The organism is Brevundimonas sp. GW456-12-10-14-LB3 (genome assembly GCF_059424365.1).
Genome location: NZ_JBWKZJ010000003.1, coordinates 57,622 through 84,365, shown reverse-complemented (window position 1 = coordinate 84,365; position 26,744 = coordinate 57,622). Strand labels below are relative to the sequence as shown.

18 protein-coding genes are annotated in these 26,744 nt (G+C 66.9%); 9 read left to right on the top strand and 9 right to left on the bottom strand.

Annotation, left to right across the window (positions count from 1 at the left end):
• Window positions 1-71 precede the first annotated feature (71 nt).
• Window positions 72-656, bottom strand: coding sequence for a phosphoribosylglycinamide formyltransferase (gene purN / locus AC07XS_RS02255; RefSeq protein WP_182713523.1), 585 nt, complete (start codon window positions 654-656; stop codon window positions 72-74).
• Between the two features lie 4 nt (window positions 657-660).
• Complete coding sequence (gene purM, locus AC07XS_RS02250) at window positions 661-1,698, bottom strand: phosphoribosylformylglycinamidine cyclo-ligase (RefSeq protein WP_182713522.1); 1,038 nt, start codon at window positions 1,696-1,698, stop codon at window positions 661-663.
• Window positions 1,699-1,777: 79 nt separating this feature from the next.
• Here purM and rnd point away from each other — a divergent pair, with 79 nt between their 5' ends.
• Complete coding sequence (gene rnd, locus AC07XS_RS02245; protein ID WP_152950613.1) at window positions 1,778-2,929, top strand: ribonuclease D; 1,152 nt, start codon at window positions 1,778-1,780, stop codon at window positions 2,927-2,929.
• Between the two features lie 29 nt (window positions 2,930-2,958).
• On the opposite strand, the gene AC07XS_RS02240 is transcribed toward rnd, so the two are convergent.
• The 4 genes from AC07XS_RS02240 to AC07XS_RS02225 form a co-directional block, all read right to left on the bottom strand.
• Window positions 2,959-4,467: a Ppx/GppA phosphatase family protein gene (locus tag AC07XS_RS02240; RefSeq protein WP_182713521.1), complete on the bottom strand. Its 1,509-nt coding sequence runs from the start codon at window positions 4,465-4,467 to the stop codon at window positions 2,959-2,961.
• The gene (locus tag AC07XS_RS02235) at window positions 4,467-6,683 is read right to left on the bottom strand and encodes an RNA degradosome polyphosphate kinase (protein WP_182713520.1); all 2,217 of its coding nucleotides are present in this window, start codon (window positions 6,681-6,683) and stop codon (window positions 4,467-4,469) included. Before AC07XS_RS02235 ends, AC07XS_RS02240 begins: the two co-directional genes overlap by 1 nt.
• Window positions 6,684-6,771: 88 nt before the next feature.
• The gene (locus tag AC07XS_RS02230) at window positions 6,772-7,452 is read right to left on the bottom strand and encodes a P-loop NTPase family protein (protein ID WP_182713519.1); all 681 of its coding nucleotides are present in this window, start codon (window positions 7,450-7,452) and stop codon (window positions 6,772-6,774) included.
• A gap of 86 nt (window positions 7,453-7,538) precedes the next feature.
• Window positions 7,539-7,826 carry a YciI family protein gene (locus AC07XS_RS02225; protein WP_182713518.1) on the bottom strand — a complete coding sequence of 96 codons (288 nt, stop codon included), beginning with the start codon at window positions 7,824-7,826 and terminating at the stop codon, window positions 7,539-7,541.
• Between the two features lie 160 nt (window positions 7,827-7,986).
• Between AC07XS_RS02225 and aspS the strand changes: the two genes are divergently transcribed.
• On the top strand, window positions 7,987-9,819 hold the full coding sequence (gene aspS / locus AC07XS_RS02220; protein ID WP_182713517.1) for an aspartate--tRNA ligase: 1,833 nt from the start codon (window positions 7,987-7,989) through the stop codon (window positions 9,817-9,819).
• A 75-nt stretch (window positions 9,820-9,894) separates the two neighbouring features.
• Here aspS and AC07XS_RS02215 read toward each other — a convergent pair whose 3' ends face one another.
• The 3 genes from AC07XS_RS02215 to AC07XS_RS02205 all read right to left on the bottom strand — a co-directional run bounded on the left by AC07XS_RS02215 (window position 9,895) and on the right by AC07XS_RS02205 (window position 14,073).
• Window positions 9,895-10,788 carry a pentapeptide repeat-containing protein gene (locus AC07XS_RS02215; protein WP_182713516.1) on the bottom strand — a complete coding sequence of 298 codons (894 nt, stop codon included), beginning with the start codon at window positions 10,786-10,788 and terminating at the stop codon, window positions 9,895-9,897.
• 81 nt (window positions 10,789-10,869) lie between these two features.
• Window positions 10,870-11,364 (bottom strand): pentapeptide repeat-containing protein, encoded by a 495-nt coding sequence (locus tag AC07XS_RS02210; protein ID WP_182713515.1) that lies wholly within the window; start codon window positions 11,362-11,364, stop codon window positions 10,870-10,872.
• A 57-nt stretch (window positions 11,365-11,421) separates the two neighbouring features.
• Window positions 11,422-14,073 carry a TSCPD domain-containing protein gene (locus AC07XS_RS02205; RefSeq protein ID WP_182713514.1) on the bottom strand — a complete coding sequence of 884 codons (2,652 nt, stop codon included), beginning with the start codon at window positions 14,071-14,073 and terminating at the stop codon, window positions 11,422-11,424.
• A gap of 305 nt (window positions 14,074-14,378) precedes the next feature.
• On the opposite strand from AC07XS_RS02205, the gene AC07XS_RS02200 reads away from it, so the two are divergent.
• The 7 genes from AC07XS_RS02200 (at window position 14,379) to AC07XS_RS02170 (ending at window position 26,602) form a co-directional block, all read left to right on the top strand.
• Window positions 14,379-15,464, top strand: a complete 1,086-nt coding sequence (locus AC07XS_RS02200) for a LacI family DNA-binding transcriptional regulator (protein WP_197273308.1) — start codon at window positions 14,379-14,381, stop codon at window positions 15,462-15,464.
• A 28-nt stretch (window positions 15,465-15,492) separates the two neighbouring features.
• A complete protein-coding gene (locus AC07XS_RS02195) occupies window positions 15,493-18,495 on the top strand; it encodes a TonB-dependent receptor (RefSeq protein ID WP_182713513.1) in 3,003 nt (1,000 codons plus the stop codon).
• 75 nt (window positions 18,496-18,570) lie between these two features.
• Window positions 18,571-20,040, top strand: coding sequence for a glucoamylase family protein (locus AC07XS_RS02190; protein ID WP_182713512.1), 1,470 nt, complete (start codon window positions 18,571-18,573; stop codon window positions 20,038-20,040).
• On the top strand, window positions 20,037-21,305 hold the full coding sequence (locus tag AC07XS_RS02185) for a sugar ABC transporter substrate-binding protein (RefSeq protein ID WP_182713511.1): 1,269 nt from the start codon (window positions 20,037-20,039) through the stop codon (window positions 21,303-21,305). The genes AC07XS_RS02190 and AC07XS_RS02185 overlap by 4 nt, the downstream gene beginning before the upstream one ends.
• Window positions 21,302-22,234 (top strand): ABC transporter permease subunit, encoded by a 933-nt coding sequence (locus tag AC07XS_RS02180; protein ID WP_182713510.1) that lies wholly within the window; start codon window positions 21,302-21,304, stop codon window positions 22,232-22,234. Before AC07XS_RS02185 ends, AC07XS_RS02180 begins: the two co-directional genes overlap by 4 nt.
• Before the next feature lie 196 nt (window positions 22,235-22,430).
• Window positions 22,431-23,246, top strand: coding sequence for a carbohydrate ABC transporter permease (locus AC07XS_RS02175; RefSeq protein ID WP_182713509.1), 816 nt, complete (start codon window positions 22,431-22,433; stop codon window positions 23,244-23,246).
• A 152-nt stretch (window positions 23,247-23,398) separates the two neighbouring features.
• A complete protein-coding gene (locus AC07XS_RS02170) occupies window positions 23,399-26,602 on the top strand; it encodes a discoidin domain-containing protein (RefSeq protein WP_182713508.1) in 3,204 nt (1,067 codons plus the stop codon).
• The last annotated feature ends 142 nt before the right edge of the window (window positions 26,603-26,744 follow it).

Below are 26,744 nucleotides of genomic sequence, written 5' to 3'. Positions count from 1 at the left end.
CCACACGCCATAAGCCGAGCGTATGGATCCTAGGCACAAGGCCTAGGATGACGGGCCTTTGGTAGAGGGCTTCAACCCCGCGCCAGACCCTTGCAGAAATCACCCAGCACCTGCGGATAAAGCCGATGCTCCGCCGTCTTGACCCGTTCTGCCAGGCTCGCGGGCGTGTCGCCGTCGACGATGGGAACGCGGGCCTGGCCCTGGATCGGGCCTTCGTCGACACCTTCGGTGACCAGGTGGACGGTGCAGCCGGCTTCGGCGTCGCCCGCCGCTATGGCGCGGGCGTGGGTGTCGAGGCCGGGATAGAGGGGCAGAAGACTGGGGTGGATGTTCAGCATCCGACCCTCCCAGGCGCGCACCAGCCAGGGCGTCAAAATGCGCATATAGCCGGCCAGGGCGACCACCTCGACGCCGACGGCGCGAAGGGCCGCGTCCACCGCCCGCTCATGCGCCTCGCGGTCCTTGCCGAAGGGCTTGTGCGGAACGGCGACTGTTTGAACCCCCTTGGCCGCGGCGATGGCCAGACCGCCCGCGCCTTCGATGTTGGACAGGACCAGGGCGACTTCATAGCCACTGTCGGGGGCCTGACCGGCGTCGATCAGGGCGGCCATATTGGAGCCGGTCCCCGAGATCAGGACCGCAACGCGCGTCTTCACGAGATCAGGCCGCTTCCAGCTGCCCACAGACGAAGGCGACCTCGCCCGCGTTGAGCAGGGCGGCCAGCACCGGCTCGGCGTTCTCGGGCGAGACGATCAGGATGAAGCCGACGCCGCAGTTGAAGGTGCGGCGCATCTCGTGGTCGCTGATGCCTCCGGTCTCGGCCAGCCACTGGAAGACGTGGGGCATGGGCCAGGCGTCCCAGTCGAACGAGGCTTTCAGCCCCTCGGCGATGCAGCGCGGCGGGTTTTCGATCAGGCCGCCGCCGGTGATGTGGGCCGCGCCCTTGACCAGGCCCGCCTTCATCAGGGGCAGGACCGGCTTCACATAGATGCGGGTGGGCTCCATCAGGGCCTGGGCCAGGGAGCGATCCTTGGCGAAGGGGGCGTCGTCGCCCCAGGCCAGGCCGGACTTCTCGACCACCTTGCGAACCAGCGAATAGCCGTTCGAGTGCGGGCCGGTGGAGCCCAGGCCGATGATGATGTCGCCGGCCGCCTGGCGGTCGAGATAGGGCAGGGCATGGCCGCGCTCGACGGCGCCTAGGCTGAAGCCGGCCAGGTCATAGTCGCCCTCGGTGTACATGCCGGGCATTTCCGCCGTCTCGCCGCCCACCAGGGCGCAGCCGGCCTGGCGGCAGCCCTCGGCGATGCCGGCGACCACGCGGCGGGCGGCGTCGATCTCCAGGCGGCCGGTGGCGTAATAGTCGAGGAACAGCAGGGGCTCGGCGCCCTGGGCCAGGAGGTCGTTGACGCACATGGCGACCAGGTCGATCCCCACGCCGTCATGACGCCCGGTCTCGATGGCGATTTTCAGCTTGGTGCCGACGCCGTCGGTCGTGGTGACGATCAGCGGATCCTCGAATCCGGCCGCCTTGAGGTCGAACAGGGCGCCGAATCCGCCCAGCGAAGGCTCGGAACCGGGGCGCGCCGTGGACTTGGCCAGGGGCTTGATGTGTTCGACCAGCATCTCGCCGGCGTCGATGTCCACGCCGGCGTCGGCGTAGGTCAGGCCGTTTTCGAGAGGTTTTTGGGTGTCGCTCATGGGTCTCGGGCCTGGAATCGGGGCGGAAATGCAGCGCGGCTCTTGCCACAGGTGGGTTGCGGGGGGCTATAGCATCGGAATGACGCCGATCACCACCAATGAGGCGCTGGCCGATTTCTGCGCCCGCCTCGCCGCCGCCCCGTTCATCACGGTCGACACCGAGTTCATGCGGGAAACGACCTACTGGCCCAGGCTGTGCCTGATCCAGGCCGCGTCCGCCGATCACGCCGGCATCATCGATCCGATGGCGGAAGGCCTGGACCTGGAGCCCTTCCTGGATCTGCTGCGCGACCCGAAGATCATCAAGGTCTTCCACGCCTGTCGACAGGACGTCGAAATCTTCGTGCGCCTGGGCGCCATGCCCAAGCCGATGTTCGACACCCAGGTGGCGGCCATGGCGGCCGGGTTCGGCGAGCAGGTCGCCTATGATTCCCTGGTGCGGCAGATGCTGCGCGTCGAACTGGACAAGGGCAGCCGCTTCACCGACTGGGCGCGACGCCCCCTGTCGGACAGCCAGCTGGTCTATGCCCTGGGCGACGTGACGCATTTGGCGGCCCTGTATCCGAAGCTGCGCGACCGGCTGAAGAAGGAAGGTCGGCTGGACTGGGTGATGGCGGAGATGGAGAGCCTGGTCGATCCGGCCCTTTACGACACCAATCCCGAGAACGCCTGGAAGCGGCTGAAGCCCAAGAAGTTCTCAGCCAAATATCTGGCGGCCTTCAAGGCCGTGGCCGTCTGGCGCGAGCGGGCGGCCCAGGAGCGCGACCAGCCGCGCGGCCGCATCCTCAAGGACGAGGGGATCGACGAGGTCGCGCAACAGGCGCCGACCGACCCCGACGCCTTCAACCGGCTGCGTTCGGTGCCCAAGGGGTTCGGCGGATCGCGGTTGGGGCTGGAACTGGCCGAGGAGCTGAAACGCGTTCTGGCCGATCCGGAATCCCATGCGCCCGAGATGGAGCGCCCTGCCCATCGCCAGCCGGCGCCTCCGTCGGTGGTCGAGTTGCTTAAGGTGCTGCTGAAGGCCAAGAGCGACAACGCCGGCGTCGCGCCCAAGCTGATCGCCACGGTTTCCGACCTGGAGAAGATCGCCGTTACGGACGACGCCGACGTGGATGCGCTGAAGGGCTGGCGGCGCCAGATCTTCGGCGAGGACGCGCTGAAGCTGAAACGGGGCGAGATCGCCCTGGTGCTGAGCGGCGCCCGGGTCGAGGTGGTCGAGATCGAAGGCTAGAGGCCGGGGCTCGACGCGCCGTCGATCCTCTAGGTCTGGATCTTCAGGCCCAGGTCCATCGCCTCGGCCAGAGCCTTGGCGCGTTTGCGCGTCTGTTCGCCCAGCAGAACGTCGGCATAACCTTCCGTCGCCGTCAGCCGAAGCTCTCCGCCCTTCACACGCGCCGTGGCGTTGGCGAGAAGTTGCGGCGAGCGGCCGGACAGATCGCAGGCCAGGCGGATGGCCAGCCCCAGGGCTCGGGCGCGTCTGGCGGCTGTGGCGTCCAGCAGACGATCAACGACCTCGGGCTGGGGCGTGGCCGGACCGCCGCCGTATCGGGCGTTGAGGGCGCTGGCCAGGAAGGCGCGTTCGTCGTGGCTGATCCCCGCCACGGGCGCGCGCAGCACCTGGTCGAAGACCAACTCCAAGCGGTGATCAGGGTGCAGCCGCGCGCCCAGATCCGCCAGCCGGCAGGCGGCCGCCACCAGCACGTCGTCGCGCTTGGCTCCAAAGACGGAGGGGAGGGCTGCGACGATGTCGGCGATCCATCCTTTCAGGGCGCCCGGTAGGGCGGGCGCCACTCCTTGACGGCCGCCCAGGGCCGCACAGCCGGCAAGAAGAGGATCAGCCGTCCGGGTGGCCTTGTCCAGGGTTTCGAACAGGAGGCCCTCACGCACGCCCCAGGCCGACATTTCAATGTGTTTGAGGCCCAGATGATTGATCAACCCCTCCAGCACCAGTCCGGCGTAGGGCAAGGTTTCTGCGCGGGTTTTCGAGACACCGGGCAGTTTGGCCAGGCTGACGGCGGATTGTCGGGACACCAGCCGCGCGGTCTCCAACGCCTCGTTCGCCGACATTTGATATTGATGCACCACCTTCAGCGGATAGGATTTCAGCCCCATGTGAACCTGGGCCAGGGTGCGCCAAGCGCCGCCGACGGCGTAGAGCCGGTCCGTTCGGAACCGTGAAGCGACCGGCTTCAGCTTCTGGTCGATGCGGCCCCTGATCCGTTCAGCGTCAAAACCGCTTCCCTCGGCCAGGGCGAAGGGCCCGAGCGGCAGGGTCAGGCCCTGTCCTCGAGTCCATTTCAGAGCCTTCAGACCCTTCAACTGAGTCAGCTCCAGGCTGGAGCCGCCCATGTCGGCCGAAACGCCCTGGGCCGTCGGGGCGCCCGCCAACACGCCCATGGCGGCGTACTTCGCCTCTTCCTCGCCGCTCAATACGCGGATGTTCAGCCCGGTCTCCGCCGCCACCCTCTGGCAGAAGTCAGGCCCGTCTTCGGCTTCTCGCACCGCAGCTGTGGCGGCGATCAGGGTCGCGTCCGGGCGCACGCCTTCCAGGACGGCGGCGAAGCGGCGAAGCGCCGTCAGGGCCATGGCGACCCCCTCGGGCGACAGCCGGCCCGTCGCGGGCAGATCGCGGCCCAGGCCCGCCAAGACCTTTTCATTGAACACCGTCCAAACGGCGCGGCCTTCCAGATGGTACAGGACCAGGCGAACCGAGTTGGAGCCGATGTCGATGGCGGCGATGTCGCGGCCGGCTGGGGCGATGTCACCCATCAACGGCCGGGGCGCTCGTAGCGGAGGACGGCCGGCAAGGTCTTCACCTTGCGCCCGCGGCCCGACAGGCTGGGATTGGTCATGAAGTAATCATGGGCGGAGAAGGGGCGTTCCGGATCGGCGGGGGAAACGCGCGTATAGCGTCCTTCGGCGTCCAAGACCCAGCTCTGCGCATCATCCTTCAGATTGGCGACCATGATTTGATCCAGCACCTGATCATGGACGGTGGCGTTGAGGATGGGGGTCATCACCTCGACCCGCCGATTCAGGTTCCGGGTCATCCAGTCGGCTGACGAGATGAAGACCTTGGCCTTGTCGTGCGGCAGATCCTTGCCGTTGGCGAAACAGACGATCCGGCTGTGTTCCAGGAAGCGGCCGACGATGGACTTGACCCGGATGTTCTCCGACAGGCCCGGCACCCCGGGACGCAGGCAACAGATGCCGCGCACCACCAAGTCGATTCGCACGCCCCATTGGCTGGCCCGGTACAGGGCGTCAATGATCTCGGGATCGACCAGGGCGTTCAGCTTCACCCATATGGCCGCCGGCTTGCCCATTGCGGCGGCCGACATCTCCTTGCCGATCAGTTCGATCAGCTTGGCCTTCATGTTGAGCGGGGAAACGATCAACGCCTCCAACTCGTCCGGGGTGGCGTAGCCGGTGATGTAGTTGAACACCCGGCTGGCGTCGCGCGCCAGAGTCGGATCACAGCTGAAAAGGGACAGGTCGGTGTAAACCTTGGCCGTGACCGGGTGATAGTTGCCGGTGCCGTAGTGGCAATAGGTTCTAAGGCCGTCCCCTTCACGTCGCACCACGACGCTCAGCTTGGCGTGGGTCTTGTATTCGACAAAGCCGAACACGACGTGGACGCCGGCCCGCTCCATCGCTCGCGCCCAGCGCAGGTTGGCTTCTTCGTCGAAACGGGCCTTCAGCTCGACCAGGGCGGTGACGTTCTTGCCGTTCTCGGCCGCCTCGATCAGGGCGGCGACGATGGGGCTGTCCTTGGAGGTGCGGTACAGGGTCTGTTTGATGGCGATGACGTTCGGGTCACGCGCCGCCTGACGCAGGAACTGCACCACCACGTCGAAGCTCTCGAACGGGTGGTGGATCAGCATGTCCTTTTCGCGCACGGCCGCGAAGATGTCGCCGCCGTTGTCGCGAACCCGTTCCGGATAGCGCGGCTCATAGCCTTTGAACTTCAGGTCGGGATGGCCGCCGGGTATCAGGTCCGACAGCTGAGCCAGGCCCAGCATGCCGTCCACCAGCACCACGTCCTGGGGCGTCGCCTCCAACTCGCCGATGATGAAGTCGCGCAGATCGGCGGGCATCGAGGCCTCGATCTTGACGCGCACCACCGAGCCGAGGCGTCGCTGCTTCAAGGCCTCCTCGAACTCCAGCACCAGGTCTTCGGCCTCTTCCTCGATCTCGATGTCGCTGTCGCGGATCAGACGGAGCAGGCCCTTTTCCAAGACCTCGCAGCCCGGGAAGAGGTGGTTGATGAAGAGCAGAAGCACGTTCTCGAGGGTAATGAACCGCTTGCGACCCGGCGCCGAGCGACCGTCGGTCGGCAATTCCCAGAAGCGGCGCACTTGGGTCGGCACCGGCACCAGGGCGTAGAAGGTCTTGGCCTCGCCCTTGCGCTTCAGCTTCAGCGCCAGGGAAAAGCCGAGGTTGGGCAGGAAGGGGAAGGGGTGAGCCGGATCAATGGCGAGAGGCGTCAGAACGGCGAACAGCTGGTTCAGGAACTCGGGCTCCAGCCGCTCCCTTTCGGTCTTGGTCAGGCGGTTGCGATCGACCACCTCGATCCCCGCCGCAGCCAATTCCTTCTTCAGCTGACGCCAGCGGACCTGTTGTTCGGCCATCAACTGGCCCGCAGCGATATTGATGCGCTCCAGCTGTTCGGCCGGGGTCAGACCGTCCGCGGACAGGATTCTGAGTCGCTCACGCAACTGGCCTTTCAGGCCTGCGACTCGCGTCATGAAGAACTCGTCGAGATTGTTCGCCGAGATCGAGACGAACCGCAGCCGCTCCAGCAGCGGATGGTTCGGATTGGCCGCCTCTTCCAACACGCGTTCGTTGAAGGCCAGCCAGGAAATTTCGCGATTGAAGAAGCGCGACGGCGAGATCATCAGATCTTCGTTCAGGGCCAGCTGAGGCGCGCGGGAGGCTGGAACTTCCTCGCCCCGGGTGTCGTCTTGAATCGCAGCGTCGGTCATGCGCCGGTTGTCGCGCGCGACTGTGACGGCCGCAAGCGGACGAGCCGGAAATTTGCAGGGGCTGGGAAGATGGTAGGGAGGGGCCGCGTCAGGCGGCGTCTGCGTCTCCGAGCTGGTCCAGAACCTCGCGGGCCAGGGGGCGGGTCACCGGGCGATGCAGGGCGTCCAGCCGATCCACCACCTTCACGGCCATGTCCGCTGAACGGTCCAGGCGTCGCACCAGATAGTCGATGACGTCGTCGGCGGGGGCGATGCTGCGCTCTGCGAAGCGGGCGCGAAGAATGGCCGACAGCACCTTGTCATCCGGCGCCTCGACGGGCACGGCCCGCACCGCGTCCAGACGCGAGCGCAGGTCGGGCAGGGCTGCTCGCCATTGCCGCGGGGCCGCCCGATCCACCAGCAGGAGGGCGCCGCCGGAGACGTTCGCCAGATTGATCAGATGAAACAGGCTTTCATCATCCGCATCAGAGGCCGAGTCCAGCAGGACGGGGCGGCCTTCCAGCTCCAGGGGGTCGATCACAGCTGCTTCCGCGCCGTGCAGGGGCAGGGCGCCGACCCGTTCGGCCCAGTCGGCGGCCAAACGGCTCTTGCCGGCTCCCGCCGGTCCATAGAGCGCCAGGACAGAACCCACGCCGTCCGGCCAGGCCGCCAGCACCCGCGCGGCCTCGGCGTTGCTGTCTGAGACCACGAAGGCGTCGCCTACGGCGCGTTCCAGCGGCAGACGCAGCTGTTCGGCGGGCTTTGGGCTCAGGGCGCTCGGCGCGGACATGGTTCTGTCATAGCAGAGGCCCGGTCGGCCTGTGTCAGAGCGGGCCTGTTGGTAATGGGGAGGGACGTCAGACCCTGTGGAGCGTTTCAGGCGAAATCGGCCAGGGCGGGGTTCAGCTTGCCCGCCTTGAACTCGGTCACCTTGTAATCGGCCAGGCCGTGGACCTGGAAAGGATCGTCCTTCAGCAGGGTTTCCAGCGCCTCCTTCGTTCCGCCGCTGCGCACCACCAGAATGCCGCCGGTGCGCGGAACCATGGGGCCGGCGGCGAGGATCAGGCCGCTGGCGACGTGCTGGTCCAGCCAGGCGCGATGCTCGACCGTCTTTTCCTCGATGGCCTCGATCGGCTGGGTATAGGTGATGGTGACGATGAACATGGGCGCCTTCAGGGTTGACTGGAACCGCTATTGCGCGCCGGAGCGGGGTTTGCAACGGCTGAAACCTTGACTTTCCGGGGCGATGATGCGCCCTACGCCGCTTCGATTTCAGGCGCCGAAGGCGTCAGATTCCACCGCCAGATTTCCAGACGGTCTGTTCATGCACGCCTACCGCTCCCATACCTGCGGCGCCCTGCGCGCCTCCGACGCCGGTTCCGCCGTTCGCCTGTCCGGCTGGGTCCACCGGAAGCGTGACCACGGCGGTCTGCTGTTCATCGACCTGCGCGATCACTACGGCCTGACCCAGCTGGTGCTGCACCCGGAGACCCCGGGCTTCGCCGCCGTCGAACGTCTGCGCGCCGAGAGCGTGATCAAGGTGGACGGCGAAGTGATCGCCCGCGACGCCGCCGTGGTGAACCCCAATCTGCCGACCGGCGAGATCGAAGTCCGGGTCCAGGGCGTCGAGGTGCTTTCGGAAGCCGCCGAACTGCCGCTGCCGGTCTTCGGCGAGCCGGAATATCCCGAGGAGATCCGCCTCAAGCACCGCTACCTGGATCTCCGTCGCGAGACCCTGCACAAGAACATCGTGCTGCGCTCGCGCGTGATCCAGTCGATCCGTAACCGCATGTTCGACCAGGGTTTCCTGGAGTATCAGACGCCGATCCTGACGGCCTCGTCGCCCGAGGGCGCGCGCGACTTCCTGGTGCCCAGCCGTCTGCACCCCGAGAAGTTCTACGCCCTGCCGCAGGCGCCCCAGCAGTTCAAACAGCTGCTGATGGTCTCGGGCTTCGACCGCTATTTCCAGATCGCGCCCTGCTTCCGCGATGAAGACCTGCGCGCCGACCGGTCGCTGGAGTTCTACCAGCTCGACGTCGAAATGAGCTTCGTGACCCAGGAAGACGTCTTCGCCGCCATCGAACCCGTCATGCACGGCGTCTTCGAAGAGTTCGGCGAGGGCAAGCCGGTCTCGCCCATCGACCAGACCCACACCTTCACCAACGACTTCGGTCAGAGCTTCGAACACAAGGGCTTCGAACGCCTGACCTACGCCCAGTCGATGGCCTGGTACGGCTCCGACAAGCCGGATCTGCGCAACCCGATCAAGATGCAGGTCGTGTCCGACCATTTCCGCGACGGCGGTTTCGGCCTGTTCGCCAAGATCCTGGGCGCGGACGAGAAGAACGCCGTCTGGGCCATTCCGGCGCCGACCGGCGGATCGCGCGCCTTCTGCGACCGCATGAACTCCTGGGCCCAGGGCGAAGGCCAACCGGGCCTGGGCTATATCTTCTGGTCCGACGACCAGGGCGCCTGGGGCGGCCCCATCGCCAAGAACCTGGGCCAGGAGCCGACCGAGGCCCTGATGCAGTCCCTGGGCCTGGGCCAGGGCGACGCCGCCTTCTTCGTCGCCGGCCTGCCGTCGGCCTTCGCCAAGTTCGCCGGTCTGGCCCGCACCCGCGTGGGCACGGAGCTGAAGCTGGTCGATGAGGACCAGTTCAAGTTCTGCTGGATCGTCGATTTCCCGATGTTCGAATGGTCCGAGGAAGAGAAGAAGGTCGACTTCAGCCACAACCCCTTCTCCATGCCCCAGGGCGGGCTGGAGGCCCTGGAGACCCAGGATCCGCTGACCATCCGCGCCTATCAGTACGACATCGTCTGCAACGGCTATGAGCTGTGCTCGGGCGCGATCCGGAACCACAAGGCCGAGATCATGCTGAAGGCCTTTGAGATCGCCGGCTACGACGCCTCGGTGGTCGAGGAACAGTTCGGCGGCATGCTGAACGCCTTCCGCTTCGGCGCCCCGCCGCACGGCGGCCTGGCGCCCGGCATCGACCGGATCGTCATGCTGCTGGCCGGTCAGCAGGCCATCCGCGAGGTGATCGCATTCCCGCTGAACCAGCAAGGCGAAGACCTGCTGATGAGCGCCCCGGCCCCGGCGCAAGAGCGCCAGCTGAAGGAGCTGCACATCCGCACGGCCCCGCCGATCAAGGTCTGATCGGCCTATCTGAGCGAAAGAAAGGGTGCGCCTAGAGGCGCGCCCTTTTTTCATTCGACCGCGTTCAGCCGGGCGTCAGCGCTCTGCAGCCACGAAGTTGCGGACGCGCGGCGGCGCGGGCGGCGTCGGCGGCGCGGGAACGGCGCGGATGACGCGGATTGCGCCGCGGCAGGCCTGAGCCGTCAGACGGCCGGGAAGGCGGGTCGATCCATCGCCGCAGGCTTCCCGCACCTGATCCTGGGTCAGATTGCGCGCGCCGGACAAATCTGCGCCTCGAATATCGGTGCGCCGCAGGGAGGCGTCTCTGAAGTCGGCCCGGCTAAAGACGCCGCCGGTCAGCCGCGCGCCGTCCAGGCTGGAATCCCGGAAGGAGGCGCCGGTGAAGTCCCCGTGGGTCAGGTTGGAGGCGTTGATCTCAGCGTCGCTGAAATCGGCCCCGGCGGCGCGGACATTGGCCAGGGTCGCGCCGAACAGCTCGCTGCCCGAAAAGTCGGCCTCGATCAGGGTGGCGCCGTTGAAATTGACCCCGTGCAACTCGCCTCCGGAAAGGTTGGCGCGGGAAAGGTTGGCGCGCACGAAGGAGGCGCCCTGGGCCTCTGCTCCCGTCAGGACGGCGTTTGCGAAGCTGGTGGAGGTGAAGTCGGCGCCGACGATCTCGACTCCGGTCAGATTGGCGCGGCTGAAGTCGCTGCCCGTGAAGTTCGACCCCACCATTTCCGCGCCACGCAGATTGGCCCCGACCAGGGTGGCGTTCATGAAGCTGGCGCCGGTGAAGGTCGCACCGGAAAGATTGCGCCCCGACAGCTCGCAGCGATTGCAGGATCCGCCGAGCGAGACTGACCGGGCCACGTCGCGATCTTGCAACGTCATCTCGACGCCGGCGAAGGCGGACGGCGCCAGCAGAAGGCCGCTCGCCGCAGCCAGGGCGGGCAAAAGGGCCGAAAGGGTAGGGCGGATGATCTGTTTCACACCGCCTGAATGCCCTGAAACCGTGACCGGACCTACTTAAATCGAGGTAATTTCGTTAAATGCCGGCAAGATTGGCGGCCTTCAGCAGGCCGGAATACGCAGGCCGTGCGGCAGGACGGTGGAGCCGTCGCCGCAGGCTCGATTGAGCTGGCTCTGCGTCAGACCTGAGGCGCGCGACAGATCGGCGCCGGAGAGATTGGTTCCCTGGAGCGTGGCCCCTGCGAAGTTCGCCCCTTGCAGATAGGCGCCGACGAAACTGGCGTTGGTCAGGTTCGCGCCTGAAAAGCTGGAGCCGGAAAAGACCCCGCCATAGGCGTCCACGTCGCGCAGATCGGCGTTGGAGAAGCGGGTGCGGTTCATCACGCTCAGGCTCAGGTCGGCTTGGCGCAGACGCGACCGCGACAGGTTCAGGCCCCGCGCCTCAAGCCCGGAAAAGTCGCCCTGAAAAAGGTTGCAGCCCGCGCAGGAAGCGCCCCGACGCACCGAGGCGATCTGACCGGCGTTCTGGGCCGAGGCGGGGACGGCCAGGGTCGCGAGAAGGGCGGCGGCGAGGGAAAGGGCGGTCAGGCGGGACATGGGGTCGCTCCGGCGAAGGCGTCGCATTGATCCTGAGCCTAGGGGCGACCCGTTAACTTAGCCCTGATCCCCGCCTTGCAGGGCCGGCGCCGCGCCGCAGGTGTCGCAGGTCCAGCCGGCGCCGCGTTGTTGCAGGCTGAAGTCCCCGCAGGAGGGACAGGCCGCCGCCTCTGTCTCGCCGCCTGGCCGAGGCTCCGTCTCCAGCTTGCGGCCGAAGGGCACGACGACCAGATTGTCCGGCGCCGAGCCGCGCGCGAACCCCTTGGATATAAAGCGTGCGGCGGGCACGGCCTCGCCGTCCTTGGGCTTTCCATCGCCCAGTTCGCCCCAGTTTTGGCCCTCGGCCTGGGTGTGATCCGCCTGGGCGTTGGCCAACTCCTGGCGGCTCAGATAGGAGACGCCCAGTTCGCGGAAGATGTAGTCGAGGATCGAGGTCGCCGAACGGATGGAATCATTGCCGGTGACCCGTCCCGCCGGCTCGAAGCGGGTGAAGACGAAGGCGTCCACGAACTCGTCCAGCGGCACGCCGTATTGCAGGCCGATAGAGATGGCGATGGCGAAGTTGTTCATCAGGCTGCGGAAGGCGGCGCCTTCCTTGTGCATGTCGATGAAGATCTCGCCCAATTCGCCGTCTTCATATTCTCCGGTGTGGATATAGACCTTGTGGCCGCCTACGGCCGCCTTTTGGATATAGCCCTTGCGACGGTCGGGCAGTTTGCGGCGGGCGCGTTCGCGTTCCACCACCCGTTCGATGATCCGCTCCTTGGGGGCGGGTGCGGCGGCGGTCTGGGGTGCGGCTTCGAAGCGCGGCGTAGGGTCGGTCTTGGGCAGGGTCAGCAGAGGGCCGGGGGGAGGCGCGGCGCGGTTCAGGCGGATGGCGCGCCGTCCGTGATCCGCCGCCTGGCTGAGCGTGCGCGCGGCCTGGGCGGCGGTGGCGCGCCAGTCGAGGGTTTCAAGGGCGATGTCCGGGGCGTCGCTGAAGGGTTCGAGCGCCAGACGCAGGCGACCCTCGAAGCCGGCGGGATCGGCGAGAAGGGCTGCGAGGTCGGTCGGCGCGCCCTCCCAATCCCTCAGATGACCATGGCCGAACACCCATTGAGCCGCAGCGGCCTCAGCCTCTTCGGGCACCCCCAGCAGGTTCAACAAGGGGCCGTCGCCGTCTTCCAGTCCCAGAACGTCGCGGATGAAGCCGGGGTCGAGGACGGGTGCGGTGAAGACGGCGTCGAAGCTTTCCGCAGCACCCAGAGCCTGTTCCACGGCGGCCAGTTCCACATCGGTGAAGCCGAAGGCGCGAAGCGCGGAATGATCCACGCCAGGCGCCTCGACCAGGGTGCGTCGGCCGAACAGGCGACGCTCGGCCGCCTGGACGTCCCCTCCGCTGCGGACCAGGGCGGCGGCCAGGGCCGGGGCCAGGCGGCGACCGATTCCACCGTCTGCGGTCTCGAATAGATCGACGACGGCGGGCGCGCCCCGGCCGAGACGCAGGCGGGCCTCGGCGTCATCGACGAACAGACCCAAGGCGATGTGGCGGCGGGGACCGGACGTCCGATCCAGAATCTCGATCGCCTGGGCGGCGAGGGGGAAGGAATTGGCGGACAGCCGGTCGCGGCGCGCCTTTTCGACGTCGATGATTTGGGCCTTCAAACCCTCCCACTCGCCACAGGGACTGCGCAGCCGCGCCAGCTCGACCGAGGTTTGGGCTGCGACCGACGCCGTCAGGGCGCCCAAGGCCTCGGCGCGGGCGGCGGGATCGCCGTCGAGCGGCGCCAGGGCGTCCAAAAGCCCCTCCAGTCCCAGGGCGAGCACGGCGTCGTCCGATTGGAGGTCCAGGGCCGTCACCCACAGACGAACCAGATCGGGCAGAAGATCGAACGTTCCATCGCTAAGGGCCGCGACCGCAGCCAGGTCGATCAGCACCCGATTGGCGGCGGGTTCGGCCAGAACCTCAGCGTCCCTCGGGTCGAAGGCGACGACCAGGCCGCCGTCCAGGGCGGCCTCTGCAGCGGCCAGAACTTCAGGGGAGCCGGCGGCGGTCTGGGTCCGATCGGCCAGGACCACCAGCTGGGCGCCGTCCGCCAAGGGGCGAAGCGTCAGACTGGGACGCTCACCGTCGACGGCGCGCAGGATGTCGGCGTCGGTCGCCCCGCGGCCCCGGGCTGCGGCGGCGGCGCGGCCCAGCGCGGGATTTCGCATCGGGTCGGCGCAATCCCCCCGGGCCCCCTCGCAACGATCGACCGCGTCGGCGACGGCGCAGAGGGCGTCGGTCAGGGCCTCCGCTGATTGTCGCGCCAGCCGCTGGGTCGTCCGATCGGCCCTTTGGGCGGAAAGCCGGGCGGCGGCGGATGGATCGGCGAGGTCGACGACGCCGGCCGTTGCCGCGTGTCCCACCGGGGTCGCCAGGCCGAGCTGCATCGTAGCCGCCAGCTCCGCCGCAAAGGCGCCCGCCGCCTTGGTGTCGGCAAAGACGCCCTCGGCCAATCCCTTGGCCGCCAAACGCCCAGCCCAGGCGTCCGGCGCGCCGTTCAGCCAGCCGCCTGCGACGGACGGCGGGGGCGAGAGCGAATCGCCCCAGTCCAGCCAGGCTTCGATCCGGGCGTCGGACCAGCCGGCGGGCGCCAGAACCTCCTGGACCAGGAAGGGGCGCTCTATGGCGCGGGTCTCCATCGCGACCCGCACGGCGCGAGCGACGAAGCCGGATTGAAAGCGCATAAACCGCATCTCCCCTTAGAGCTGGCGCCAGATTACGGTGTCGCGATGACCCGCGCTACTAGATGTAGTCGTTATCAACCGCTGAATTCGCGGTGGATCATGCCGCCCGACCCCAGGGATCGCACCCAGGGGCGGTGGCGGCCGAAGCCTGGACGGGAACACCCGTCGGGGGAGGAGAAATCGAGAAGGGGCGACATCTCGCCGCTTGCGGTGACTGAGCCTCCTGTGTCATGTAACCGATTACATTTGTTATCGACGGACCTTCGATAAGTGGGCCGGCACGATGAACGCTCAGAGAGGAAACCGTGGACGTCTCCACCCCGTCAGCCGTTAACGGACATGCGCCGGCCGCCAAGGCCGCCACGATCCGTGACGTGGCGGAGCGGGCGCAGGTGTCCGTCGCCTCAGTGTCGCGCGTGCTTAACGGCTCTGACGCCATCACGGAATCGACCCGGCGTCGGGTGCTCGATGCGGTCGAATATCTCCGGTATGTGCCTCACGTCGGCGCCCGCAGCCTGTCGACCAGCCGCACCGACACGATCGGCGTCATCCTGCCGGACCTGTACGGCGAGTTCTTCTCCGAGCTGATCCGCGGCATGGATTTAGCCGCGCGCGCGCACGGCAAACATCTGATCGTATCCAGCTCCCACGGCGATACCGAGGAGACCTTGGCCGCTCTGCGATCGATGCGCGGTCGGGTCGATGGAATGATCGTCCTGTCGCCCCATCTGCGCGCCGCCAACCTGGCCGCCGACGTGGCGGGCCGCATGCCGGTGGTGTTGATGAACGGCGGCCTGGACGAGGCGGGCCGCCCCTCCATCGCGATCGACAATCACGGGGCGGCCGTCACGGCGGTCGAGCATCTGCGCGCGACGGGCCGGCGCCGCATCGCCCACATTCGGGGCGCGGCCGGAAACCTGGAGGCGGACATCCGCGCCGAGGGCTACGCCAGCGCCCTGGTCGACCAAGAACCGATCATCGTCGAGGGCGATTTCACCCAGGCGGCCGGGCATCGCGCCGCCACCCGGTTGCTGGCTCTGGACCAGCGCCCCGACGCGGTGTTCGCGGCCAACGACATGATGGCCCTGGGCGCCATGCTGGCCTTCCAGGAGGCGGGCGTGCGCTGCCCTGAGGACGTGGCCGTGATCGGATTCGACGACGTGCCGCTGGCGGCCCTGGTCCGGCCGACCCTGACCACGTTGAGAGTGAATATTGCGGAAATGGGCCGAAGGGGCGTGGAGCGCCTGATCGGCCTGGTCCAGGCCGGCCCGAACGGGGCGCCGGATTCCGCCTGCGAAATCGTTCGGCCGCTCCTGGTCGAACGACAATCCACCGCGGCGGCTGAAACCGCCGGGTCGACCACCGTCAATCCAACCGCACAGCCGTTGTGAAACGGGCCCATCAGGAGGGGAAAACAGGATGAGAAAGTTCAATACACGCAGCACCGCCTTGGCGGCCGCGTCGGCTCTGGCCATCGCGGCCGGTTTCGCTGGGGCGGCGAGCGCCCAAAACGCAACGACTACGCTCCGCGGCGCCGTTTACGACGGCGCGACCGCTGAAGCCGGCGCGCAAGTCACAGCCACGGAAGTGGCGACCGGCTATGTGGCGCGCGCCCGCGTCGGCGCCGACGGCCGCTACGTCTTTTCCGGTCTCCGTCCCGGCACTTATCGCGTTCAAGTGACCAGCGCGGACGGCCAGACGGCTGAAGAAACCGTCACCCTGGCCCTGGGCCAGGTCGGCACGCTCAATCTGGACGTCGCCGCCGCTTCGACCGCGCCCGCGACCAGCGGCGCGACCGAGCTGGGCGACATCGTCGTGACCGGCCGTCGGGTGTTTGAAGTCCGCACGCCCGAAGTCGCCACCAATGTGACCCAGCAGCAGATCAACAACCTGCCGCAGATCAGCCGCAACTTCCTGAACTTCGCCGCCCTGGCCCCCGGCTTGCGTGTTCGCGAAGACGATACGGAGCGGACCATTTCGGCCGGTGGTCAGACGGCTCAGGCCATCAACGTCTTCATCGACGGTCAGAACCGAAAATCCCTGATCAACGACGGCGGCGTGGCTGGTCAGGACGACAGCCGCGGCACCCCTTTCCCGCAGGGCGCGGTTCAGGAGTTCCGCGTCATCAGCCAAAACTTCAAGGCTGAGTATGAACAGGCCGGTTCGGCCATCATTACGGCCGTGACCCGCTCTGGCACGAACGAGTTCCACGGTGACGCCTTCGTCTTCTATCAGGATCCCGACTGGATCGCTCAGGATGAGATTTCGGAACGTCGTGGAGCCGAGAAGGCGCCGCTGAAGCGACTGCAATACGGCGCCAGCCTGGGTGGCCCGATCATCCAGGATCGTCTGCACTTCTTCGGCGCCTACGAGCGCAAGGATGAGGACCGGATTTCGCAGTCCTTCCTGAACCGCACGGAATACAATGACTTCTTCGCCGCCGATCTGGGCACAACCTCGACGCCGTATGAACAGGACATCTTCTTCGGCAAGCTGTCGTGGCAGATCAACGACCGGCAGCGTCTGGAACTCAGCGCCGAGTACAAGACCGAAGAGGATATCCGTGGGGCCAGCGGCCAGAACGCCCCCAGCCGCGCGGCGCGCAACAGCGGTGAGAACAAAGCCTTCAACCTGCGTCACCAATACCAGGGCGATCGCTTCCTGAATGAGTTCGCGATCGATTACCTGCAGTCCAGCTATGAGCAGTCGGTGATCAACGGCGGCGACTACGGCCGCCGGTATGTCATCTTCCGGGACGACAGTCCGACGACGCCCGGCTTCCAGTACAACATCAACAACCGCGAGGCGACGGTCTTCACGGCTGGCGGTCGCGCGGACTCTCAGTTCCTGGAGCAGAAGAGCACGACGATCCGGAACGACCTGACTATCCCCGACCTGTCCTGGATGGGTACCCACACCATCAAGATGGGTGCGAAGTATTCGATGCAGAATTATTTCGTGCAGAAGGACTTCGGCCGCAACCCGACCTTCACCTACGACATCGAGGCGCGTCCTGAAATCAACGGAAGCCGAACCATTCCGGTCTCTGTTGACCTCGGCGTGGCCGTTCCTCCCGCTGACGCTGACAACAATGTCATCGGACTGTACATTCAGGACGACTGGCAGATCACCGACAAGCTGGAACTGAACCTAGGCATCCGCTGGGACTACGAGGACAACGCGGTCAACAACGACTACCGGACGCCGGACTCCATTCGGAACATGCTGGCGGCGATTCAGAACCTGCCGAGCTACGATTTCCCGTCCTACTTCAATCCGGCTGACTATATTTCCGACGGTGATCGTCCTGCTTTCAAGGACGCCTTCCAGCCTCGCTTCGGCTTCTCCTATGACGTTTTCGGCGACGAACGCACTGTGCTGTTCGGCGGCGCCGGCCGATACTATGATCGGATCGGCTTCAACTTCGCCTTCGATGAACGGTTCAAGCCGTTCCAGTTCAACAAGACTATCTACTTCTCCAACACCGGCGGCCTCGTCGGGGGGCAGCAGACGGTCGCCTGGAACCCAGCCTATCTGACGCCGGCCGGCCTTGATCCGCTGCTGGCCGCGTCGCCGGGCGCCGGAGAGGTCTTCCTTGTCAAGAACAACTTCGAACCGCCGCGCACCGATCAGTTCAATATCGGCGTGCGCCAGAAGTTCGGCCAATGGCAGACGGCCCTTACATTCGCGGCCGGTCATACGGAGGGTGAATCTGCTTGGTACATCGCCAACGCCCTGACCGAGACGGGTGGTCGCTTCAACGGACCGTCGCCCACCTCGGTCGGCTTCCCGCAGTTCCGGAACACCATCTTCTTCCAGAACACGGACAAGGAACGCGACTATAAAGCGATCTATTTGACCGCTGATAAGCCGTACAACGCTCAGGACGGCTGGGGCTTCAATCTGGCCTACACCTATATGGACGCGACCCAGAACGGCAGCCGTGACAACGGATATGCGGCCTTCGACTTCGACTACAATGTCCCCAGCCAATCGCCGGAATATCGATCGGCGACGGACGAGCGGCACCGCATCGTCGCCTCGGGTACCCTGGGTCTGCCGGCCGATTTCCTGCTGTCCGGCATCGTGACCTTGGGTTCAGGCCTGCCGTATAATGTTTTCAACTGCCCTGATGCGCCGGCGGGTGGTCCCAACATCTGCTGGAATGCCGGGAACCCCGAAAAGCGCGCCTTCCTGCCGGGCCTGAACTTCGCCTATCGGCAAGTGGATCTGCGCTTGACGAAGGCCTTCGAAGTGTTTGGCGGACAGCGAGTGGAGTTCATTGCTGACGCCATCAACCTGTTCAACTTCACCAACTACAGCTCGTTCGAAGGCAGCTACACCAGCCCGCGCTTCGGCGCTGGCACCGGAGTCTTCACGCCGACCCGCAGCTTCCAGGTTGGTCTGCGCTACTCCTTCTAACCACCCTGAGCCTGGGCCGCCTTCCGCTTGCGTGGAAGGCGGCCTTCTTTTTTCAGATATTCAGTGAGCGTGCCTATGAACCGCCGAGACTTCCTGATGCGAACCACGGCAGGGGCTGCGGCCCTGGCGGTCGGGGGCCTCGTTGTGGGCGAGGCGGCGGCGCAGCAGGCGGTCACTGGGGCGGTAAACGGCACGCAGCGCCGGCCTCTGCGGCTGGACCGCGAGGTCGATGAGCTTCAGGAACGCACCTTCCGCTGGTTCGAAAAGGTCACGGACCGGGCCACCGGCCTGACGCCGGATCGCTGGCCCAGCAAATCCTTCTGCTCTATTGCGGCGGTCGGTTTCGCCCTGACCTGCTGGCCCATCGGCGTCGAGCGCCGCTGGATGAGCCGGGACGAGGCGCGCGAGCGGACCCTGATCACCGTCCGCTATTTCCACAGCCTGCCCCAGGGGCCGGAGCCGACCGGCACGGCGGGGCACAAGGGCTTCTTCTATCATTTCCTCGATATGGAGACCGGTCTTCGTTACCGGACCAACGAGCTGTCGACCGTCGATACGGCCCTGCTGATGGCAGGCATGCTGTTCGCCGCCCGCTATTTCGACGGCGACCACCCGGACGAGGTCGAGATCCGCAGCCGGGTCCAGGCCCTGTACGAGCGGATCGAATGGGACTGGGCCGTCGTGCGCGACAACCGGATCACCATGGGCTGGCATCCGGAGAGCGGCTTCATCCCGTCTGACTGGCACGTCTACAACGAGGGCATGCTGGTGCTGCTGCTGGCCATCGGCAGCCCGACCCATCCGGTCTCGGTCAATGTCTGGCACGAATGGGCCGCCAGCTATGACGAGAGCTGGACCGACCGCTGGGGCAGTTGGCACCTGAATTTCGCGCCGATCTTCGGCCACCAGTACAGCCATATGTACGTCGACTTCCGCGGCATTCAGGACGCCTGGATGCGGGGCCAGTCGGCCCAGATGGGCGAGTATCTGGACTATTTCGAAAACAGCCGCCGCGCCGTCTACGCCCAGCAGAAATACGGCCACGACAATCCGGGCCAGTGGGCGGGCTATTCGTCCGAAACCTGGGGCCTGACGGCCTGCGACGGGCCGGGCGATTTCAAACAGACGATCAACGGGGTCGAGCGCGAGTTCTTCAGCTATTCGGCGCGCGGCCCCGGCGACCGCGACGACGGCACCATCGCCCCCACGGCGGCGGCCAGCTCCATCGCCTTCGCGCCCGAGATCGTCGTGCCCTGCATCAAGGCGATGAAGAGCCGGTTCGGCGCGGGGATCTATACCGAGTGGGGTTTCCTCGACAGCTTCAACCCGACCCTGACCCAGCGCGACGGGCCCTTGCAGCACGGCAAGATCGTTGACGGGGTGGGGTGGGTGGCCGACGACTATCTGGGCATCGACCAGGGCCCCATCGTCGGCATGACCGAGAACCACCGCTCCGACTTCATCTGGCGCTATATGCGCGGCGAGCCGCACATCCGTAAGGCCCTGGAGACGGCGGGCTTCACCGGCGGCTGGCTGAACGCATGACCTCTGGCCCGCACAGACGCGGGGCCCTGGCGCTGCTGGCGGGCGGGGCGGCGGCGGCCTGCACGCCGCGTCGTGACGGCGAGACAGTGCTGCGCTTCTGGGCCATGGGCAATGAAGGCGGGACGGTGGGCCAACTGATGCCCGAGTTCGAGCGCCGCAATCCCGGCGTCCGCGTCGCGGTCCAGCCCCTGCCGTGGACGGCGGCGCATGAGAAGCTGCTGACAGCCTATGCCGGGGCCTCGCTGCCGGACGTCAGCCAGATCGGCAACACCTGGGTCTCGGAACTGACCGCCATCGGCGCCCTGTCGCCGACCCCGCCGGCCGCCGCCGACCTGCTGACCGATCAGTTCGAGGCGGTGCTGGAGACCAATGAGGTGGCCGGCCGGGCCATGACCACGCCCTGGTACGTCGATACGCGTCTGCTGTTTTATCGCACCGACCTTCTGGCCCGCGCGGGCTTCGGCGCCCCGCCTCGGACCTGGGCCGAGTGGAAGCGGGCCATGCACGGGATCAAGCGCGTGGCGGGTGGCGACAACTACGCCATCCTGCTGCCGTTGAATGAGTTCGAGCAGCTTCTGACCTTCGGCCTTCAGACCGAGGAGCCCTTGCTGCGGGACAGGAATACGCGCGGCAACTTCTCCAACCCCGGCTTCATCTCGGCCCTTGCCTTCTATCGCAGCCTGTTCGCCGAGGGCCTGGCGCCCCTGGCGTCGGCGGCGCAAATCTCGAACGTCTGGACCGAGTTCGCGCGCGGCTATTTCAGCTTCTACTTCTCCGGCCCGTGGAGCGTGGGCGATTTCCGCAGCCGTCTGCCGGCGTCGTTTCAGTCCAGCTGGGCCACGGCGGGCGTGCCGGGACCGACCGGCCTAGGCGCCTCGGCGCCGGGCGGCTCCAGCCTGGCGGTGTTTCAGTCTTCGCCGCATCAGGAGGCGGCCTGGGCCCTGGTCCGCTATCTGTCCGAACCGGCGGTCCAGGCCCGGTTCAACACCATCGTCGGCGACCTGCCGGCGCGGAAAAGCGCCTGGGATATCGCTCAGGTCGAGCGCGACCCTATGCTGGCGCCCTTCCGGGGCCAGTTGGAACGCGCCAAGGCCGTGCCCAAGGTTCCCGAATGGGAGCGGATCGTGACAGAGATGCAGATCGTCGCCGAACGGATGGTGCGCGGCGAATATACGCCCGAGACTGCGGCGGCCGAGATCGATCGCCGTGCTGATCGACTGCTGGAGAAGCGCCGCTGGATGATGGAGCAGGGCAGGGCCGTATGACCGTCGCCGATCCCGCAATATCCGCCGTCCGGTGTTCACGTGGCCTCGCAGCCCGCGAACGCGCCGCCTGGGGCTTCGTCGCCCCGGCCATGATCGCCATCGGCCTGTTCTTCGCCCTTCCGGTGATCGCGGCCCTGCTGCTCAGCCTGACCGACTTCGACATCTACGCCCTGGCGGACCTCGACAATCTGCGCTTCGTCGGTCTGCAGAACTACGAGCAGCTGATGACCAATCCGCTGTTCTGGGGGGCGATGAAGAACACCCTGACCTTCGCCGTCCTGGGCGTGCCCCTGTCCATCGCGGCCTCCCTGGCGGCGGCGGTGATCCTGAACGCGCGGGTGGTGAAGTGGCGGCCGATCTGGCGGGTCATGTTCTTCGCCCCCTATGTCACCACCCTGGTCGCGACGGCGGTGGTCTGGCGCTATCTGCTGCACACCCGCTACGGCGTCATCAACTGGGGGCTGGAGAGCATCGGCCTGCCCGCCGTCGACTGGCTGGGCCAGCCCTCGACCTCCATCCCCGCCATCCTGATGTTCGTGGTCTGGAAGATCTTCGGCTACAATATGCTGATCTTCCTGGCCGTGCTTCAGACCGTGCCGGACGACCTGTACGAGGCCGCCCGCATCGACGGCGCTGGGCCGTGGAAACAGTTCCGCCACGTCACCCTGCCGGCCATCGCCCCGACCATGCTGCTGGTCTCGATCATCTCGGTCGCCAGCTTCTTCCAGCTGTTCGCCGAACCCTATGTCATGACCCAAGGCGGCCCGGCCCAGAGCACGGTGACGGTGCTCTACTTCATGTACGAAGAGGGCTTCAAATGGTGGAACCTGGGCTCCGCCAGCGCGGTCGCCTTCGTCCTGTTCCTGTGCATCCTGGCCATCACCCTGGTGCAGTTGGCCGTGGCCAAGCGGGTGGGGGCGTATCAGTGATGGCGTTTTCCTGCGGTCAGTCTCCCCTATCAAGAGCGCGTCATCCTCGCCCTCGTGGCGAGGATCCAGACTCCCGGTGTGTCCGCAGTATGCACCCCCTTCAAACACCTGGAGTCTGGATCCTCGGGACAAGCCCGAGGATGACGGTGCTTGGGAAGGGGGTAGGGGGGGAGACGGCAATGGAGGAGGGATGCCTATGAATATCCGTTCCATCCTCCTCAACCTCGCCGTCGCCCTGATCGCCCTCGTTGTTCTGTTCCCGCTGGTCTGGATGGCGTCGGTCAGCTTCATGCCGACCGGCGAGGCGGCGACCTTCCCGCCGCCGCTGGCCCCGTCGCGCTGGACGCTGGAGCATTATCAGGACCTGTTTCTGAACCAGGGCATGGGCCGCTATCTGTGGAACAGTTTCGCCCTGGCGACCCTGGCGACGATCCTGGCGCTCAGCTTCACCGTCCCGGCCGGCTACGCCTTCGCCAAGCTGAAGTTCACGGGGCGCGAACGCCTGTTCCAGTTCCTGGTCGCCGCCCTGGTGGTGCCGGCCCAGATCGGCACCCTGCCGCTGTTTCTGATGCTGAAGGGGATGGGGCTGGTGAACACCTACGCCGGCGCCCTGGTGCCCTGGCTGGCCTCGATCTTCGGCCTGTTCCTGGTGCGCCAGTATGCGCTGAGCATTCCCGACGAAATGCTGGAGGCGGCCCGCATCGACGGGGCCAGCGAAGGCCAGATCTTCCGCCGCATCGTCCTGCCGACGCTGCAGCCGATCATCGTTACCCTGGGCCTGTTCGTCTTTCTGGGCAGCTGGAACGACTTCCTGTGGCCGTTGATCATCCTGACGGACCAGTCGAACTACACCCTGCCTGTCGCCCTGGCGGCGCTCTCTCGCGAACATGTCCAGGATGTCGAACTGATGATGGCGGGCGCGGTCGTCACGGTCGCGCCTGTGCTGATCCTCTTCCTCGCCCTGCAACGCTACTACATCCGCGGCATGCTCGCGGGCAGCGTGAAGGGGTAAATTTCTCGTCTCTCAACGCCGTCATCCTCGCCCTTGTGGCGAGGATCCAGACTCCCGGTGCGGCCGCCCTATGCACCCCGTCCAATACCGGGAGTCTGGATCCTCGGGACAAGCCCGAGGATGACGCGGAGAGGGAAAGCTGGAGTCATCCAATGCGTATCCTGACCTCCACCCTCGCGCTCAGCGCCGCCCTGATGGCCGCCCCCGCCGTCGCCCAGGACACGCGCGTTCTCGACAGCATGGACGACGCCTCGCGGTGGCAGGCCAGCGCCTCGACCGACGTCCACGCCGCCGTCTCCGCCGTGGCGGGGCATGACGGCCGCGCCGTGCGGCTCGATTATGATTTCGACGGCAAGGCCGGCTACGCCGTGCTCAGCCGCGCCCTGCCGGTCGATCTGCCCGACAATTACGAGATCAGCTTCTGGGTGCGCGGCGCCGGGCCGACCAACACCTTCGAGGTCAAGCTGACCGACGCCTCGGCCGAGAACGTCTGGTGGAAACAGACGGCGCGCTACGACTTCCCTGACGGCTGGACGAAGTTCGTCATCAAGCGCCGCCAAGTGTCCAAGGCCTGGGGCCCCAGCCCGGAGACGGTGCTGCGCCGCGCCGAACGGGTCGAGTTCGTCGTGGTGGCGGCCGAGGGCGGCAAGGGCGCGGTCGAGATCGATCAACTGAGCCTGCGCGCCCTGCCGGTCGAGCCCCTCGCGCCGCCCCAGCCGATCGCCGCCGATGGGCGGGCGCAGACGACGGCCGCCAACGCCGTCGACCTGGACCCGAAGACCGCCTGGACCCCGCCTGTGGGCGAGCCGTCGGCCCTGACCCTGGATCTGGGATACGAACGCGAGTTCGGCGGCCTGACCCTGCGCTGGGGCGAGCGGGGCGCGGCGGCGGACTATAGGATTTCAGCGTCTCTCGACGGACGCGACTGGCGTGAGCTGACATCCGTGAAGGGCGGCAACGGCGGCGTCGACTGGCTGCGCACGCCCGAGACGAGCGCCCGCTGGCTGCGGCTGGAGCCGCTGAAGCCGGTCCCCGCCTCGGACGTCGTCGGCTCGTCCGGCGCCGGCCAGCGGCTGGGCGCGGGGCAGGCGACGACCTATGCGCTGAACGAGATCGAGGTCGAACCCCTGGCCTTCGGCGAGGACGCCACGGCCTTCGTCGAGGCGGTGGCCAAGGAGAACCTGCGCGGCCTCTATCCGCGCGGCTTCTTCGGCGAACAGCCCTACTGGACCCTGGTCGGCGTGGACGGCGGCGGCGAGAGCGGTCTGATCGGCGAGGACGGCGCCATCGAACTGCGCCGTGCAGGCCCCAGCATCGAACCCTTCGTCGTCGATAACGGCCGGCTGATCACCTGGGCCGACGTCAATATCGAACAAGGGCTGAAAGACGAAGATCTACCGATCCCTTCGGTGACCTGGACCGCCGACGACTGGACGCTGAAGATCACCAGCTTCGCCGACGGCGCGCCGGACCAGGCGCGGCTGTGGGGTCGTTATGACCTGACCAACACCTCCAACCGGCCGCGCAGCCTGACCCTGGCCCTGACGGCGCGACCCTTCCAGGTCAACGGGCCGGTGCAGTTTCTGGCCATTCCGGGGGGCGTGGCGCCGGTCGAGCGGATCGCCTGGGACGGCGCCAGCCTGACGCTGAACGACGATGTCCGCGTCCACGCCCTGACCGCGCCGGACGCTGTTGCGGCTTCGAGCTTCGACGCTGGGGCCGGTCCTCAATCATTGATTTTGCCGACGGCGCGACGGCCCGCGGGTGAGCCGGTCGCCGTCTCCGACGCCACGGACCTGCCGGGCGGCGCCCTGCTGTACGAGGTGACGCTTCAGCCCGGCGAGACGCGCACCTTCGGCTTCCTGTCGCCCCTGGCGGGCGATCCGCCGCAGGCCGGGCAGGGCCTCGCCGCCCTGGATCAGGCCGAGCAGGCGCTGGCGGCGCAGTGGCGCGAGAAGTTGGACCGGGTGGACCTGACCCTGCCGCCCGCCGCCCAGCGGATCGAGGACGCGCTGAAGTCCTCGCTCGCTCATATGCTGATGTCGCGCCAGGGACCGGTCCTGCAGCCCGGCACCCGCAGCTACAACCGCTCCTGGATACGCGACGGCGCCATGATGGCCGAGGGGCTGAACCGGCTGGGCATGGCCGAGCACTCGGCCGACTATCTGCGCTGGTACGCCCCCTATGTCTTCGAAAACGGGAAGGTTCCGTGTTGCGTCGACGCCCGCGGCGCCGATCCGGTGCCCGAGAACGACAGCCACGGCGAGTTCGTCTTCCTGGCCGCAGAGACATACCGCTACACCCGGGACGAGGCCCTTCTGCGCCAGGTCTGGCCCCAGGTGCAGAAGGCGATCGCCTATATGGACGAGTTGCGCGCCTCCACCCGCACCGCCGCCTTCCAGACGCCGGACCAGCGCCATCTGTACGGTTTGCTGCCGCCGACGATCAGCCACGAGGGCTATTCGGATAAGGCGGCCTATTCCTACTGGGACGATTTCTGGGGCCTCTTGGGCTACAAGGACGCGGTCTTCATCGCCGAGACTTTAGGCGACGCCGAGGCCGCCGCCCGCTACGCCGCCGCGCGGGATCAGTTCGCCGCCGACATCCGCGCCTCGATCGTCGCGACGGCCGCTCACCACGACATCGACTGGATCGCCGGCGCCGCCGACCGGGGCGATTTCGACGCCACCTCGACCACCATCGCCCTGTCTCCGGCGGGCGAGAAGGATAATCTTCCACCCGAACTTCTGGCTAGAACCTTCGACCTCTATTGGGAAAATTTCCAGAACCGGCTGACCAATCGCACGGCGTGGAAGGACTATACCCCCTATGAATGGCGGCTGGTCGGCGCCTATGTGCGGCTGGGCCAGAAGGACCGCGCCCTGGCGGTGCTGGACTTCCTGATGGCCGACCGCCGGCCCGAGGCCTGGAACGGCTGGGCCGAGGTGGTGGGGCGCGACAAGCGCGAGCCGCGCTTCATCGGCGACATGCCCCACGCCTGGATCAGCTCGGACTATATCCGCTCGGCGCTCGACCTGTTCGCCTATGAGCGAGACCGCGACCACGCCCTGGTGCTGGCGGCGGGCGTGCCGGAGGCTTGGCTGGATACGGCCGAGGGCGTGGGGGTGAAGGACCTGCGCACCGCCTATGGGGCGCTGACCTACGCCTATCGCAAACAGGGGGCGGCCTATGTGCTGACCCTGGGCGAGGGCGCGACGCCGCCGGGCGGCTATGTGCTGCAATGGCCCGCCGGCGAGGGGCGGCCGGAGCGGGTTCGCATCGACGGGCGGGCCGCGCAATGGACCGGCGACGAGCTGGCGATCCCGGCAGGCGCGCGACGGGTGGAGATGCGCTGACGAAAGGTCTTCCTTCTCCCATTGGGAGAAGGTGGCCCGGAGGGCCGGATGAGGGCCGGCCGGTGGGCCGGTTCGCACCGCCGAACCCTCACCCTTTCGCGCCAGAACGATCGCTTCGCTCTCGTGCGCTCAAGCCCTCTCC

What these genes read in the sequence shown, in the direction of transcription:
- AC07XS_RS02225 (WP_182713518.1), bottom strand. Translation starts at nt 7,826, where the DNA reads ATGTTCATCGTCACCATCACCTATACCCAGCCGATCGAGGCCATCGAG.
- AC07XS_RS02170 (WP_182713508.1), top strand. Translation starts at nt 23,399, where the DNA reads ATGCGTATCCTGACCTCCACCCTCGCGCTCAGCGCCGCCCTGATGGCC.
- AC07XS_RS02240 (WP_182713521.1), bottom strand. Translation starts at nt 4,467, where the DNA reads ATGGGTGACATCGCCCCAGCCGGCCGCGACATCGCCGCCATCGACATC.
- AC07XS_RS02210 (WP_182713515.1), bottom strand. Translation starts at nt 11,364, where the DNA reads ATGTCCCGCCTGACCGCCCTTTCCCTCGCCGCCGCCCTTCTCGCGACC.
- AC07XS_RS02180 (WP_182713510.1), top strand. Translation starts at nt 21,302, where the DNA reads ATGACCGTCGCCGATCCCGCAATATCCGCCGTCCGGTGTTCACGTGGC.
- AC07XS_RS02205 (WP_182713514.1), bottom strand. Translation starts at nt 14,073, where the DNA reads ATGCGCTTTCAATCCGGCTTCGTCGCTCGCGCCGTGCGGGTCGCGATG.
- AC07XS_RS02185 (WP_182713511.1), top strand. Translation starts at nt 20,037, where the DNA reads ATGACCTCTGGCCCGCACAGACGCGGGGCCCTGGCGCTGCTGGCGGGC.
- AC07XS_RS02235 (WP_182713520.1), bottom strand. Translation starts at nt 6,683, where the DNA reads ATGACCGACGCTGCGATTCAAGACGACACCCGGGGCGAGGAAGTTCCA.
- AC07XS_RS02195 (WP_182713513.1), top strand. Translation starts at nt 15,493, where the DNA reads ATGAGAAAGTTCAATACACGCAGCACCGCCTTGGCGGCCGCGTCGGCT.
- AC07XS_RS02175 (WP_182713509.1), top strand. Translation starts at nt 22,431, where the DNA reads ATGAATATCCGTTCCATCCTCCTCAACCTCGCCGTCGCCCTGATCGCC.
- purM (WP_182713522.1), bottom strand. Translation starts at nt 1,698, where the DNA reads ATGAGCGACACCCAAAAACCTCTCGAAAACGGCCTGACCTACGCCGAC.
- AC07XS_RS02230 (WP_182713519.1), bottom strand. Translation starts at nt 7,452, where the DNA reads ATGTCCGCGCCGAGCGCCCTGAGCCCAAAGCCCGCCGAACAGCTGCGT.
- AC07XS_RS02190 (WP_182713512.1), top strand. Translation starts at nt 18,571, where the DNA reads ATGAACCGCCGAGACTTCCTGATGCGAACCACGGCAGGGGCTGCGGCC.
- aspS (WP_182713517.1), top strand. Translation starts at nt 7,987, where the DNA reads ATGCACGCCTACCGCTCCCATACCTGCGGCGCCCTGCGCGCCTCCGAC.
- rnd (WP_152950613.1), top strand. Translation starts at nt 1,778, where the DNA reads ATGACGCCGATCACCACCAATGAGGCGCTGGCCGATTTCTGCGCCCGC.